This window comes from Massilia sp. IC2-278 (genome assembly GCF_020708045.1).
GTDB lineage: Bacteria > Pseudomonadota > Gammaproteobacteria > Burkholderiales > Burkholderiaceae_D > Telluria.
The window spans coordinates 68473-81830 of record NZ_JAJFES010000019.1 but is presented as its reverse complement, the minus strand read 5'-3'; the positions used below and the strand labels follow the sequence as shown (position 1 = coordinate 81830).

Sequence of the window (13358 nt, the reverse complement as noted above, 5' to 3'; positions counted from 1 at the left end):
TCGAGAAGTACTACAATACGCGGCGGTTACATCAGACCTTGGGCTACCAAACACCTGCCGCCGTCGACGCTGCATACCGTGTGCCTAAATAACTGTCCAGGATATCCGGATCATCTCAGGTCTGACATTCGGACACGGCCTCAACTTTGGAGGCTGCAATTCCGCCTTCTATGGCAGAGCTTGTGTCCGAATGTCAGACCTGACCCCGGCTTTCAGGACTCGAGCCGTGAGGCGATCTCGATCAGGCGCGGGCGCACTTCGTCGAGCAGGAATTCCTTCGACACGCTCGACGACGGCCCGCCACAGTTGACCGACATCAGCTGGCTGCCGCCGATCGGGAAGAAGCCGACGGCGATGCCATTGACGTCCTTCTGCCATTCGCCGAAGGATGTGGCGCAGCCGTACTGGGCGTAGTCGCGCAGGCCCTTGTCCAGGCCATCCTTCATGGCGGTGAACGCCAGTTCGTCGAGTTCCAGGCAGCGGCTGAGGATATCCTTGCGCTCCTGCTCGGAGGCCTTGACCAGGTAGGCGCGGCCGATGGCCGATGCCGCCAGCGGCATGCGCGAGCCGACCTGCAGCGACAGCGACAGCGCCGCCGTGCTGCGGCAGACTTCCACGTAGATCATCGACAGGCGGTCGCGCATGGCGATCGAGACCGTGGTGCCGGAGAAGTCCGCCAGTTCCTGCAGCATCGGCCGCGCCAGCTGGCGGATGTCGAGCCGGGCCAGCATCGCGCTGCCCAGGCCCAGGGTGGCGGTGCCGAGCATGTAGCGCCCGCCGCTTTCCTGGGTCAGATAGCCGAGCCTGGTGAGGGTGTAGGTGAAGCGCGTGACCGTGGACTTGGGCAGGCCGCAGCGCTCGGCGATCTGCTGGTTGGTCAGGCCCTTGTCGGCCGAACGGAAGCAGGCCAATACCTCGAGCCCGCGCGCGAGGGCCGTGATGTAGTAGCGGTCCTCGTTGTTCTTCGCCGCGTCCAGGCTCTCGGCCTGTTCGGCGTCGTCGGCGGTGCGGTGCGATTCGCTCAGTTGCATGGCTTACCTCAGGTGTGAAAACGGTGGTCCGACGATTTCTTTGGTGATTACGGCGAAGGCTCTATGCGAGAGGGATTCCGCGTGGCAAACTGGACCGGTTTGTTCGTTTGCGAAACTTGGCGTGGCCAAGCTTTTGTAGGGTGGACTCCTGAGTCCACGCGGTGCCACACTTATTCAATCGAAATACCATTTCGGACCTGTCCGATGGAACAAAGTTTGCGGCAGATCATGTAGTGAAACTGCGTGGACTCAGGAGTCCACCCTACAAAAACCAAACCAACTACGACTCCGCGGTATTGATGAACAAATCGTTGCTACCGTTGCAAAAGTATCGTATTCTTTTTTCGTTCCATTTTACATCGCTTTGTTTCACCTAGCAAAACAAATGATCTGAATACCCATGAGCTCCCCGGAGCTCACGCACAGGAGTCAGAAGCATGGCATTAGCTCAGGTTCAGTCGAGCACGAACGATACGAACGGCTTCGCGGCCGTGCCCTCCTCCTCATCCGGCGACGCATTGCGCGTCCACGAACACGTCTTCATCAACGGCCGCTGGACTACACCGCGCGGCCATGGCAGCATCGACGTCATCCAGTCCTCGAACGAACAGGTCATCGGCCGCATCCCGGAAGGCATCGATGCCGACGCCGGCGCCGCGGTGGCCGCCGCACGCGCCGCCTTCGAGCGCTGGAGCGTCACCACCCCGCAGGAACGTGGCGCCTACCTGGAAAAGATCGCCGCCGGCCTGCGCGCGCGCGCTGACGAACTGGCGGACCTGATCGCGCGCGAAGTCGGCATGCCGCTGAAGCTGGCCGGCATGATCCAGGTCGGCTCGCCGCTCGCCACCTTCGCCGGCTACGCGAAGATGGTCACCGAATTCGAATGGGAACACACGGTCGGCCATTCGCGCGTGCTGCGCGAGCCGGTCGGCGTGGTGGCCTGCATCACGCCCTGGAACTACCCGCTGCACCAGATCGCCGCCAAGGTCGGCGCCGCACTGGCCGCCGGCTGCACCGTGGTGCTCAAGCCTTCCGAAATCGCGCCGCTGAACGCCTTCGTGCTGGCCGAAGTCATTGAGCAGGCCGGCCTGCCCGCCGGCGTCTTCAACCTGGTGAGTGGCTACGGCCCCGGCATCGACGAAGCGCTGGTGCGCCACCCGGACGTCGACATGGTCTCGTTCACCGGTTCCACCCGCGCCGGACGCCGCATCTCGGAAGTGGCCGCCGGCACCATCAAGCGCGTGACGCTGGAACTGGGCGGCAAATCGGCATCCGTGGTGCTGGAAGACGCGGACCTGGCCGCCGCCGTGAAAGGCACGCTGAACGCCTGCTTCCTGAACAGCGGCCAGACCTGCTCGGCCCACACCCGCATGCTGGTGCCGGAGGTGCGCTATGAAGAAGCGGCGCGCCTGGCCGTCGAGGGCGCAAAGGCCTTCACCGTGGGCGACCCTTTGCTGCCGGGCGCGCGCCTCGGCCCGCTCGTTTCCGAAGCCCAGCGCGACCGCGTGCGCGGCTACATCCGCGCCGGTTTAGAGGACGGCGCCGAGCTGCTGTGCGGCGGCGCCGATGCGCCGGCCGGCCTCGACACCGGCTGGTACGTGCAGCCCACCGTGTTCGGCCACGTGCACCCGGATAGCACCATCGCCCAGGAAGAAATCTTCGGCCCGGTCCTGTCGATCATCACCTACCGCAGCGAAGACGAAGCCGTGCGCATCGCCAACGGCACGCCGTATGGGCTGGGCGGCGCGGTGTGGGCCGGCAGCGACGAGCGCGCGATTGCCGTGGCGCGGCGCCTGCGCACCGGCCAGGTCGACATCAACGGCGGCGGCTTCAATGGCCAAGCCCCGTTCGGCGGCTATAAACAATCCGGCAATGGCCGCGAGCTGGGCCGCTACGGCCTGGACGAATTCCTCGAATACAAATCGCTGCAATGCCGCGTGCCGAAGTAAACGTAACAAGGTAAGCGCAACAATATAGGAGACACACGCAAATGACGGAACCGAAGTACCAGCGCGCGAAAGCGGTCGTGTGCCGCACCACCGGCGAACCGGTGGTCGTGGAAGAGATCGACGTCGAGTACCCGCGCCGCGGCGAGGTGATGATCAAGATGGCCGCCTGCGGCATCTGCCATAGCGACCTGTCCGCCACCAACGGAACCATCCCGATGCCGGCCCCGCTCGTGCTCGGCCACGAAGGCGCGGGCGTGGTCGTGCACGTGGGCGAAGGCGTGACCGAATACGCGGTCGGCGACCACGTGCTCAGCTCTTTCGTGAGCATGTGCGGCAAGTGCCGCTGGTGCCAGACCGGCCGCCCGCAGCTGTGCGACCAGGCCGCCAAGGCCGCGATCTCCCTGCCCGACGGCACGGTGCGCACGCGCGGCCTCGATGGCCAGCCGATCAACATCTTCTCCGGCTGCGGCGTGATGGCCGAATACGCTACCCTGCACGTCGATAACGTGGTCAAGATCGCCCAGGACGTCGCGTTGGATCGCGCCTGCCTGGTCGGCTGCGGCGTGATGACCGGCGTCGGCGCCGCCGTCAACACGGCCAAGGTGGAACCGGGTTCGGTTGCCGTGGTCTTCGGCTGCGGCGGCGTGGGCCTGAACGCGATCCAGGGTTGCCGCATCGCCGGCGCCGCCACCATCGTCGCGGTCGACATGTCCGATGCAAAGCTCGAAATGGCAAAGGAATTCGGCGCCACCCACACCATCAATGCCGCCACGCCGGACCTGATCAAGGCCGTGAAGAAGCTCACCGGCGGCGGCGCCGACTACGCCTTCGAGTGCGTCGGCAAGGGCGAGATCGTGGCCCAGGCCTACGGCGTGCTGGCCAAGGGCGGCGTGGCGGTGGCCGTGGGCGTGGCCTCGCAAAAGGACAGCACCACGGTGCGCACCGCCAGCCTCACCTTCGAAGAGAAAACCCTCACCGGCAGCTATTTCGGTTCGGCCCGCCCGCGCCAGGACTTCCCGCGCCTGCTGGCCCTGTACCGCGAAAAGCGCCTGAAGCTCGACGAACTCATCACCCGCCGCTACCGCATCGAAGAAGCGCCGCAGGCATTTGCCGACCTGGCCGAAGGCCGCAACGCACGAGGGGTCATCATGTTCGAGTAATCCTGTTCTCCCGCACGGCATCCAAAAGCAGCATGGCATACATAAATGCGCGCCCCAAGAGGCGCACATAGAAAACAATGGAGACACATTTTGGAGCTTTTCCTGCAACAGGTCCTCAACGGACTCACCCTGGGCGGCGTGTACAGCCTCGTCGCGCTCGGGCTCACGCTGGTGTACGGCATCCTGCACGTACCCAATTTCGCGCACGGCGCCTTCTACATGTCCGGCGCCTACGCCGCCTTCTTCATCATCGATAGACTCGGCCTGAACTACTGGTGGGGCATGCTCGGCGCCGCCGTCACGGTGGCCCTGATCTCGGTGGTGTCGGAACGCCTGGTGTTCCACCCGCTGCGTAAAGCGCCCTACCTGCACCACATGATCGCCTCGATCGGCATCCTGCTGTTCCTGGAAGCCGGCGCCCAGGCCATCTGGGGTGCGGACTTCCACCGCATGGCCACGCCGTACAACCAGATCCTCACCTTCGGCGGCCTGACCATGCCGGCGCAGCGCCTCCTGATCATCGCTGCCGCCTTCCTGCTGGTCGTGCTGCTGCAGCTGTTCCTCAAAAAGACGGTGACTGGCGCGACGATCGTCGCCATGGCCCAGAACCGCGAAGGCGCGGCCCTGGTCGGCATCGACGCCACCCGCGTGGCGATGCTCACCTTTGCGATTGCCGGCGCGCTGGCCGGCATGGCCGCCGTGCTGTACGCACCGATCAACCTGGTCTACACCTCGATGGGCCACCTGGTCATCACCAAGGCCTTCGTCATCATCGTGCTGGGCGGGATGGGCAGCGTGCCCGGGGCGATTGTCGGCGGCCTGATCATCGGCTTTGCCGAAGCCTTCGGCGCCTTCTACATCTCGACCGACTACAAGGACATCATCGCCTTTGCCCTGCTGGTGCTGATCCTGTCGCTGCGTCCGCAAGGCCTGTTCGCGAAGGGAGCGCACTGATGAAGCTCTTCAATCCCGCTACCGGATGGCTGCTGCTGCTGGCGCTGGCCATCGGCTTCCCCTTCCTGGCCGATAACGACTACCACCTCACCGTGATGTCGACCGCCTTCATCTACGCCATCGCCACCATCGGCCTGAACCTGATCACGGGTTACACCGGCCAGTACAACCTGGCGCACAGCGGCTTCATGGCCGTGGGCGCCTACACGGTCGGCATCCTGACGGTGGACTACGGCATGTCGTTCTGGCTGTCGTTCGCGCTGTCCGGTTTCGTTGCGGCCTTCCTCGGCTTCTTCGTCGGCATCGTGTCGCTGCGCCTGAAGACCCACTTCTTCTCGATCTTCACGCTCTGCGTCGGCTACATCATGTTCCTCGTGATCGAGAAGTGGGAGAGCCTGACCCACGGCACAGTCGGCATCATGGGCATCCCGGCGCCGGAAAACATCGGCCCGCTCGACTTTTCCGAGCCGCGCACCCAGTACTACATGGTGCTGTTCTTCCTGGCCGCGAGCGTGTGGGTCATGCACCGCATCGTGCACTCGCTGCTGGGCCGCACCTTCATGGCGATCCGCAATGGCGACGACCTGGCCCAGGCCCTGGGCATCAACCTGATGCGCAACAAGCTGCTCGCCTTTATGCTGTCGGTGTTCTTCTCGGGCCTGGCCGGCGGTTTGTACGCCGGCTACGTGCGCTTCCTCGGCCCGGCCGTGGCCAGCGTCGAGCACACCTTCGACATGACGATGTACATGCTGATCGGCGGCATCGGCACCCTGCTCGGGCCTTTGCTCGGCGCGATCTCGATGCCGTGGCTGACCCAGTACCTGCAGGTGCTGCAGGAATACCGCTTCGTGGTGTTCGGGCCGGTGCTGGTCCTGCTCGTCATCTTCCTGCCGTACGGGATCGTCGGCACTTACCTGAACCGCCAGCGCAGGAAGGCCGCGCTGCGCGCACCTGCGGCGCCGGCACCATCGGCTGCATCGTCGTCGACGACCGCACCGAAGCAAGGAGCAACGCATGCTTAAGATCGAACACCTGACCAAGCGCTTCGGCGGCCTGTGCGCCGTGAACGACGTCAGCGCCTCGTGCGAAGCCGGCACCATCAACGCCATCATCGGGCCGAACGGCGCCGGCAAGACCACCTTCTTCAACCTGATCAGCGGGGCGATTGCCCCGACCTCGGGCAAGGTGATCTTCAAGGGCGAAGACGTGACCGGCCTGCGCGCCGACGAGGTGGCGCGGCGCGGCATGGCGCGCACCTTCCAGACCACGACCCTGTTCGACACGGCCACCGTGCTCGATAACCTGATCGTCGGCCACCGCCTGCGCACCGGCTCGACCCTGATCGACGCCGTGCTCGGCACGCGCCGCATGAAGGAAGAAGAACGCCGCTGCCGCGAAAAGGCGCGCGCCGCGCTCGACTTCGTGGGCCTCTCCCACATCGAGGCGCGCATCGCCGGCGACATCTCGCAGGAGGAACGCAAGCGCGTGGCCTTTGCCCTGGCCCTGTCCACCGATCCCAGCCTGCTGCTGCTGGACGAGCCGGCCGGCGGCGTGAACCCGGAAGAAACCGAGGGCCTGGCGCGGCTGATCCGCAAGATGGCCGACAGCGGCCTGACGATCTGCCTGATCGAACACAAGATGGACATGATCATGAACCTGGCCGACAAGATCCTGGTGCTGAACTACGGCGAGCGCATCGCCGAAGGCACGCCGGCCGAAATCCGCGCGAACCCGGTCGTGATCGAAGCCTACCTGGGGAGCGAACATGCTTAAACTCGACAAGGTGAACCTGTCCTACGGGAGCTTTCGCGCGCTGCACGATGTGACCCTGCACGCGAACGAGGGCGAGCTGGTGGTGCTGCTCGGCTCGAACGGCGCCGGCAAGAGCTCGATATTCCTGACCATGAGCGGCTTGAACAAGGCCTCGTCGGGGTCGATCCACTTCGGCTCGCAGAACCTGGTGGGCCGCAAGCCCTCGCAGATCGTGGCCGATGGCCTGATCCACTGCCCCGAAGGGCGCAAGCTCTTCCCCGGCATGTCGGTGCTGAAGAACCTGACGCTCGGCGCCTACGTGCACCGCGGCGACAGCAAGGGCACGCAGCGCACGCTGGACGAAGTGTTCGAGCTGTTCCCGATCCTGCACGAGAAGAAGGACATGCCGGCCGGTTCGCTGAGCGGCGGCCAGCAGCAGATGGTGGCGATCGGCCGCGCCCTGATGGGCCGCCCGAAAGCGCTGCTGCTGGACGAACCCTCGCTCGGCCTGGCGCCGCTGGTGGTGAAGCAGATGTTCGAGGTTATCGCGCGCATCAACAAGGCCGGCACCACGGTGCTGCTGGCCGAGCAGAACGCGTATGCGGCGTTGAACATCGCCAGCCGCGCCTACGTCATCGAGCAGGGCCGCATCGTGCTCGAGGGCGGGCGCGAGGAGCTGCTGAACAATGAGCAGGTCCGGCGCGCCTATATCGGAGCCTAGCTTCTGGAGCCTGGCTTCGCAGTGCTTGACGAGCAAGACGGATTCGACAGAGTATTGACACGTAGCACCCACAACAAGCAAAACCAAGGAGACACCACCATGAAGTTGCAAGCCAAGTTCACCCGCCGCACCCTCCTCGCCGCCGCAGCCGCCAGCCTGGCCCTGGCCGGCGGCGCTGCCCACGCCCAGGAAGTCATCAAGATCGGCTTCTCCGGTCCGCTGAGCGGCGGCGCTGCCCTGTACGGCAAGAACGTCCTGTCGGGAATGGAGATGGCCGCGGCCGAGATCAACGCCAAGCCGCTGGAAATCGGCGGCAAGCGCTACAAGGTCGAGATCGTCGCCCTCGACGACAAGTACAACCCGGCCGAAACCGGCATCAACGTCCAGCGCCTGGTCCAGCAGCACAAGACCGCCGCCGTGCTGGTGCCGCACTCGGGCGGCGTGTTCGCGGTCCAGGCCTTCAACGAAAAATCGAAAGTCCTGCTGCTGGCCTACACCAGCCTGCCGCAGGTGACCGAGCGCGGCAACAAGCTGACCATCCGCATCCCGCCCGACTTCACCGGCTACATCATGCCGTTCACCAAGGCCATGATGGCCAAGCACGGCAAGAACGTCGCCATGGTGCAGGCCGACCACGATTACGCGAAAGCCTGGTCGGCAGCCTTCAAGCCGGTATGGGAAGCGCAAGGCGGCAAGGTCGTGGCCGAGAACCCGATGTCGTACAACAAGGCGACCGACTTCTACAGCGGCGTGAGCCGCGCGATGCAGGCGAAACCGGACGTCATGTTCATCGGCGGCGCCTCGGAGCCGACCGCACTGGTCGCCAAGCAGGCGCGCGAGCTGGGCTTCAAGGGCGGCTTCATCATCCTCGACCAGGCCAAGATCGACGAGATGGCCAAGGTGGTTGGCGGCATTGCGCCGCTGGAAGGCTCGATCGGCGTGATGCCGCTGGCGAACGACGATCGTCCGGAGGCGGTGGCGTTCACCCAGCGCTATCGCAAGCTCAATCCGGGCAAGGACCCGAGCACCGAGATCAGCCTGAACTACTCGACCGTGCACGCGACCGTCGCGGCGATGAAGCTGGCCGGCACCACCACCGATGCCGCGGCGATCCGCGCGCAGATGGAAAAGGCGTACACGACGCTGCCGGCGATGTACAACCCGAACGATATCGATGGCCTGGACAGCAAGGGCGGCACCATCGCCAACGTGATCCTGGGGACCGTCGAGGGCGGCAAGATCAAGGGGCAGTTCCTGCGCGCGCTGAACGCCGGGAAGTAAGCACGATCGACACGGCCCGTGGGGCTGTGTCGGCATGCAAAGCCGTTACCGTGGCCGGTAGCGGCTTTTTTTATACCGGCCATCCTGGCGTCTTCAGGCGCCTTGCGGCCGTACCGCCGCGGGGACGGGAAACATCCAGTCGTACACGATGTTGAACAGGAAGCCGTACACGAGGTAGAACGTGACGATGGCCAGGTCCATCAGCAATGCGGCCCACAGGCCGATGCCAAGGTACCAGGCGATCATCGGAATCAGCATGACGACCAGTCCCGCCTCGAACAGGAAAGTGTGGGCCACGCGGATCGCCATCGTCTTTTGCACGCTGCCGCGCAGATACAGCATGGCGCGGTCGAACCCCATGTTGAACACGAAATTCCAGACGGTGGCGATGGTTGCCGAGACAATGCCGATGACGCCCATGTGGTTCATCGGCTGGTCGAAGACGGCGGCGGAACCGGGGATGAAGATGGCCAGGGCCACGGCTTCGAACATGAGCGCGTGTCGCACGCGGTCGCGGAAGGTACGCATAGCTGTTTCTCTTTCTGCCAGCCGACATGAAAAGTAGTCCGTGACGGCTGTTTGTAACGATCACGGACAGGCTGGTGTGGCGCTATCCGGATATTCGATTGATATAGCCGAGCATCATCGCATATTCAATAAATGTATGCATAGACACAAAATCGGTGCATCATGCTCCATATATGAAACACACGAATTGGGATGACTTGCGGCTGCTCCTGCTCATTGCGCAGGAAGGCACCTTGCGCGGCGCGGCCAGGAAGGCAGGGCTGAGTGCGCCGACCCTGTCGCGCCGGCTGGATGAGCTGGAAGAAGCGCTCGGACAAAAGGTGGTCGAGCGCTTCCAGGGAGGTTGCATTCCCACCGCTTTCGGTGCCGACATCATTGCCTGGGCCGGCCAGATGGGCGAGATCGCACTGGAAATCGAACGCACGCGCGATCACCAGGATGCGCACACGGCGTCGGGCACCGTGCGCATTAATACCGACGAGTGGCTGTCCTACTTCCTGACGACCCGCTTCGCGCGCTTCCACGACGCCTATCCGAACGTCGAGGTGGAAATCGTGACTTCGCACCGGCCGTACAGCCTGGCGCGGCGCGAAGCCGATATCGCAATCCGGCCTTACCGCCCCGAACAGCTCGACCTCGTCGCGCGCCAGCTCGGCACGCTGTCCTTTGGCCTGTACTGCAACCGCGAGGTCGCAACGCGCCATGCGGCAGCCATCGCGAAACAGGAGTGGGCAGAGTTACCCTTCGTGGGCTTCGACGAGCCGCGCGCGGAATTCCAGTCCGACCGCTGGCTGCGCGCCCTGCCCGGCGCGCCGGCGCCGTGGATGCGCTGCAGCTATGGACTCGGCATTCTCGACGGCGTAATGCATGGCGCCGGCCTCGGCGTGCTGGCCACCTTCCTCGCCAGTGACCAGCAAGACCTGGTCGCCGCGATGCCCCGTATTCCCGAGCTCGACCAGGATATCTGGCTGTCGATGCACAGCGGCCTGCGTGCGAGCGCGCGCATCAGGGCGGTGGTGGATTTCGTGGGAGAGGTATTCAGCGCGTACCGCGAGACAGGCCGCTGAAACTACTACTTCTCAACAAAGACGACGATACCGGCGAATCGGTGGTCTCACTGTTTTCAGGTGACTAACGTCCGGCGACAACGATCCCCACGCAGGAGCGTGTCTTCCCGATCAGTTCACCATCGTCGTCATTGTCTTGACGATGCACCCGGAACGCATCAAGGCAATGCCAGCTTCTCCCGCCAGGTGCTCCCACGAGTCCTTGTTTGACATGTATCTGACAATCCTATCGCCCGGTTTCATCGCCTTTTTAAAAGCGACCCACTCCGCATTCTGGGAAGCGGCGGGCACTTCCGGCAAACCTTTCATGAGCTTGCGCCAATGAGAAAGCTCAGCCTTTTCCTGACGTTCTATTTGCTTGAGGGTCTGCGGAGAAGAGACACGGTAATCGGATGGGAATGTAACGCATGTTGTTCCCAGCGGCGTCCCTGCTGCTGCGGACGACGCCGACATCAAACAGAGCGATATCGACATTCTCATGTGCATAGCTAAAAGGTTCTCAAGAATTCTTATATCCGGCAGCTTTGATATTGGTAATCACGATCCGGAAAGCCGTAGTGAATTTCCCAATGATCGACCCGAAGCGGACCTACCGGGCATCGAGCTTTTCAGTGCGAAACAGGAGAGACAGCCCCGTACCTAGTCCGATGAAAAAGACGCTCCCGTATAGGTAAAACCTGATCCAGAGTGCGAATCTTTCCGAATCCATTGAGGCGGCCGCCACGAACAAGAGCATGGGTGCGATTACATCCCGTTTCCCGATCCTCTGCAGCCGCGTTTGTAAAGGCAGGGATGGCCGGCTCAACAGAAATGCTGACAACCCTAGGGTAGTGATGATGGCGGCAAAAAACCGCTCTGCGGAAGGAGCAAAATATGCAGCCGCCACGGCAGCAGCGACCACAACCGCAAACAGAAACCGCTTTCCTAATTCAGAGATCATATTTACCTAAGCAAGAGCCGCTTCTGGCCAACGGCAAACCGGGTGCAGCGGCTGGTTCGAGTCGAATGAGACGTCGCATATCAATCTTCCCGCCCCCCCCAAGAATTACATCGTCCACCGTATGGTGCCGCAAAATCGGTCTGGATTGGTGCCTATTGCAGACCTCAACAATCGAGCGTATCTTTGCATATCGAACCGGCAATTTCAATATTCCGTCACCCGACTGGAATGATCCCATCAGACAGAGAATGTAATGAAAAAACTTTTGGCAGCATTGCTCATGCTTGGCGGATTATCCATCGTTCCCGATTATGCGCTCGCCCAGCCTGCGGACAGCAAGGCGCAAATCGAGCAGGTGATTGAAAGCTTCCGTATGGCCATCATCAACAAAGACGAGGAAGCATTTCTAAAGCTTTTCTTGAAAGAGGATATCACCTGGGCCGGTGTCACCACCGATGCGAGTATCGAAAGGCTATACGCAAACCGGCCCAAACCAGAAATGAAGCGGCCGTCCAAGACCTTCAATAGTAGTCCACGCAGGTTTATCAGCTCTCTCGTCAAGGCCAAGGTCAATGTTGCCGAAACCATTTCGAACGCACGCATCGACAGCGACGGCGATGTCGGCCAGGTATGGTTCGATTACACCTTCGTCTATGGCAGCTATAAGGAAAACTGGGGCAAGGAAAGCTGGCAAATGGTGCGCACTGCCGATGGCTGGAAGATCGCAGCGGTGGTGTGGTCGCAGGAATTGAATCCGACACCGCTGCCTGCTACCGAGACTCCGTAAAGTTTCAATGCACAGATCCGGCTTCCCGGATAGGGCAGCGGCAATCCTGCCGCTGCCACTCCAGAGTCAATAAGCGCTCAGGCTCGCCCAGCGGTCCGCATGGAAGCGCGCATCGCCCAGCAGTTCCTCGACCACGCGCGCGCGCTTCATGAAGAAGCCGATTTCGAACTCGTCGGTCATGCCGATCCCGCCGTGCATCTGCACGCCTTCCTGCACTGCCAGGGTGGCCGTGGTGCCAGCACGGGCCTTGGCAGCCGACACCAGCGCCGCCTCATTCGGCGCACCGGCGTCGAGCGCCTGCTGCGTGCCCAGCACCAGCGCCCGCGTGATCTCGATGTCGGTGTAGAGCGTCGACGCCCGGTGCTGCAGCGCCTGGAATTCGCCGATGATCTGGCCGAACTGGCGGCGCTCCTTCAGGTAGCCGGCGGTACGTTCGAAGGCTTCCTCGGCGATGCCCAGCAGCTCGGCGGCCAGCGCAGTGCGGCCGATATCGAGCACGCCGTCCAGCAGTGCAGCACCCTGCCCCGCCTCGCCGATGACGGCATCGCTGCCCACGCGCACGCCGTCGAACACGATGCGCGCCGCGTTGTGGGCATCGACCATGATGCTGCGCTCGCGCCGCACGCCCTGCGCCGTGCCATCGACCAGGAACAGCGTGACGCCATCCCCGGTGCGCGCCGACACGATCAGCTGGTCGGCCACGTGGCCGTCGACCACGAAGACCTTCTCGCCACGCAAGACATAGCCATCGCCATCCTGCTCGGCGCGCAGCGCCACCTTTTCCGGCCGGTGCTTGACCGACTCGTCGACTGCCAGCGCCACCATCATCCCGCCGCCGGCAAGCGCCGGCAGGCAGCGTTCCTTCTGCGCCGTGTTCCCATGCCGCGCCAGCAGCGAGGCGCCCAGCACCGCCGTCGAGAAGAACGGCACCGCCGTCAGGTTGCGGCCGATCGCTTCCATGATCGCGCCGGCTTCCACCATGCCGAGTCCGAGTCCGCCGAATTCTTCCGGCACCAGCACGCCGGTAAAGCCCATCTCGGCAAAGCTCGCCCACGTTTCGCGCGAAAAGCCGTCGTCGTTCCGGGTGTCGCGCAGCGAGCGCAGTTGCGCCACCGGGGCGCGTTCCTTCATGAACTGCAGCGCGCTCTCGCGCAGCATGTCCTGTTCCTGGTTCAGTACCAATGCCAT

Annotated in this window: 13 protein-coding genes; 9 read left to right on the top strand and 4 right to left on the bottom strand. The window is 63.3% G+C overall.

Going from position 1 to position 13358, the window contains the following annotated elements; genetic code table 11:
* Nucleotides 1-212: 212 nt before the first annotated feature.
* Nucleotides 213-1031, bottom strand: coding sequence for an IclR family transcriptional regulator (locus tag LK540_RS22980; protein WP_229439721.1), 819 nt, complete (start codon nt 1029-1031; stop codon nt 213-215).
* A 518-nt stretch (nt 1032-1549) separates the two neighbouring features.
* Between LK540_RS22980 and LK540_RS22975 the strand changes: the two genes are divergently transcribed.
* The 7 genes from LK540_RS22975 to LK540_RS22945 all read left to right on the top strand — a co-directional run bounded on the left by LK540_RS22975 (nt 1550) and on the right by LK540_RS22945 (nt 8848).
* Entirely contained in the window at nt 1550-2980 is a 1431-nt protein-coding gene (locus LK540_RS22975) for an aldehyde dehydrogenase family protein (RefSeq protein ID WP_229439725.1), read from the top strand.
* A 41-nt stretch (nt 2981-3021) separates the two neighbouring features.
* Complete coding sequence (locus tag LK540_RS22970) at nt 3022-4140, top strand: zinc-binding dehydrogenase (protein WP_229439720.1); 1119 nt, start codon at nt 3022-3024, stop codon at nt 4138-4140.
* Nucleotides 4141-4230: 90 nt separating this feature from the next.
* Nucleotides 4231-5094 carry a branched-chain amino acid ABC transporter permease gene (locus LK540_RS22965; RefSeq protein ID WP_229439719.1) on the top strand — a complete coding sequence of 288 codons (864 nt, stop codon included), beginning with the start codon at nt 4231-4233 and terminating at the stop codon, nt 5092-5094.
* A complete protein-coding gene (locus tag LK540_RS22960; protein WP_229439718.1) occupies nt 5094-6116 on the top strand; it encodes a branched-chain amino acid ABC transporter permease in 1023 nt (340 codons plus the stop codon). The genes LK540_RS22965 and LK540_RS22960 overlap by 1 nt, the downstream gene beginning before the upstream one ends.
* Nucleotides 6109-6867: an ABC transporter ATP-binding protein gene (locus LK540_RS22955; protein ID WP_229439717.1), complete on the top strand. Its 759-nt coding sequence runs from the start codon at nt 6109-6111 to the stop codon at nt 6865-6867. The genes LK540_RS22960 and LK540_RS22955 overlap by 8 nt, the downstream gene beginning before the upstream one ends.
* On the top strand, nt 6860-7567 hold the full coding sequence (locus tag LK540_RS22950) for an ABC transporter ATP-binding protein (protein ID WP_229439716.1): 708 nt from the start codon (nt 6860-6862) through the stop codon (nt 7565-7567). Before LK540_RS22955 ends, LK540_RS22950 begins: the two co-directional genes overlap by 8 nt.
* 99 nt (nt 7568-7666) lie before the next feature.
* Nucleotides 7667-8848 (top strand): ABC transporter substrate-binding protein, encoded by a 1182-nt coding sequence (locus tag LK540_RS22945; RefSeq protein WP_229439715.1) that lies wholly within the window; start codon nt 7667-7669, stop codon nt 8846-8848.
* A gap of 93 nt (nt 8849-8941) precedes the next feature.
* Here LK540_RS22945 and LK540_RS22940 read toward each other — a convergent pair whose 3' ends face one another.
* Nucleotides 8942-9376, bottom strand: coding sequence for a PACE efflux transporter (locus LK540_RS22940; protein WP_229439714.1), 435 nt, complete (start codon nt 9374-9376; stop codon nt 8942-8944).
* A 173-nt stretch (nt 9377-9549) separates the two neighbouring features.
* Between LK540_RS22940 and LK540_RS22935 the strand changes: the two genes are divergently transcribed.
* Entirely contained in the window at nt 9550-10443 is an 894-nt protein-coding gene (locus tag LK540_RS22935) for a LysR family transcriptional regulator (protein ID WP_229439713.1), read from the top strand.
* A 111-nt stretch (nt 10444-10554) separates the two neighbouring features.
* Here LK540_RS22935 and LK540_RS22930 read toward each other — a convergent pair whose 3' ends face one another.
* Complete coding sequence (locus LK540_RS22930) at nt 10555-10917, bottom strand: EVE domain-containing protein (protein WP_229439712.1); 363 nt, start codon at nt 10915-10917, stop codon at nt 10555-10557.
* Between the two features lie 719 nt (nt 10918-11636).
* Between LK540_RS22930 and LK540_RS22925 the strand changes: the two genes are divergently transcribed.
* On the top strand, nt 11637-12170 hold the full coding sequence (locus LK540_RS22925) for a nuclear transport factor 2 family protein (protein WP_229439711.1): 534 nt from the start codon (nt 11637-11639) through the stop codon (nt 12168-12170).
* A 66-nt stretch (nt 12171-12236) separates the two neighbouring features.
* On the opposite strand, the gene LK540_RS22920 is transcribed toward LK540_RS22925, so the two are convergent.
* Nucleotides 12237-13358 (bottom strand): acyl-CoA dehydrogenase family protein, encoded by a 1122-nt coding sequence (locus LK540_RS22920; protein ID WP_229439710.1) that lies wholly within the window; start codon nt 13356-13358, stop codon nt 12237-12239.

Bases quoted from the DNA above. Each gene is read 5' to 3' on its own strand.
- LK540_RS22960 (WP_229439718.1), top strand. From the start codon at position 5,094: ATGAAGCTCTTCAATCCCGCTACCGGATGGCTGCTGCTGCTGGCGCTG.
- LK540_RS22945 (WP_229439715.1), top strand. From the start codon at position 7,667: ATGAAGTTGCAAGCCAAGTTCACCCGCCGCACCCTCCTCGCCGCCGCA.
- LK540_RS22940 (WP_229439714.1), bottom strand. From the start codon at position 9,376: ATGCGTACCTTCCGCGACCGCGTGCGACACGCGCTCATGTTCGAAGCC.
- LK540_RS22970 (WP_229439720.1), top strand. From the start codon at position 3,022: ATGACGGAACCGAAGTACCAGCGCGCGAAAGCGGTCGTGTGCCGCACC.
- LK540_RS22925 (WP_229439711.1), top strand. From the start codon at position 11,637: ATGAAAAAACTTTTGGCAGCATTGCTCATGCTTGGCGGATTATCCATC.
- LK540_RS22920 (WP_229439710.1), bottom strand. From the start codon at position 13,358: ATGGCATTGGTACTGAACCAGGAACAGGACATGCTGCGCGAGAGCGCG.
- LK540_RS22935 (WP_229439713.1), top strand. From the start codon at position 9,550: ATGAAACACACGAATTGGGATGACTTGCGGCTGCTCCTGCTCATTGCG.
- LK540_RS22930 (WP_229439712.1), bottom strand. From the start codon at position 10,917: ATGTCGATATCGCTCTGTTTGATGTCGGCGTCGTCCGCAGCAGCAGGG.
- LK540_RS22980 (WP_229439721.1), bottom strand. From the start codon at position 1,031: ATGCAACTGAGCGAATCGCACCGCACCGCCGACGACGCCGAACAGGCC.
- LK540_RS22950 (WP_229439716.1), top strand. From the start codon at position 6,860: ATGCTTAAACTCGACAAGGTGAACCTGTCCTACGGGAGCTTTCGCGCG.
- LK540_RS22955 (WP_229439717.1), top strand. From the start codon at position 6,109: ATGCTTAAGATCGAACACCTGACCAAGCGCTTCGGCGGCCTGTGCGCC.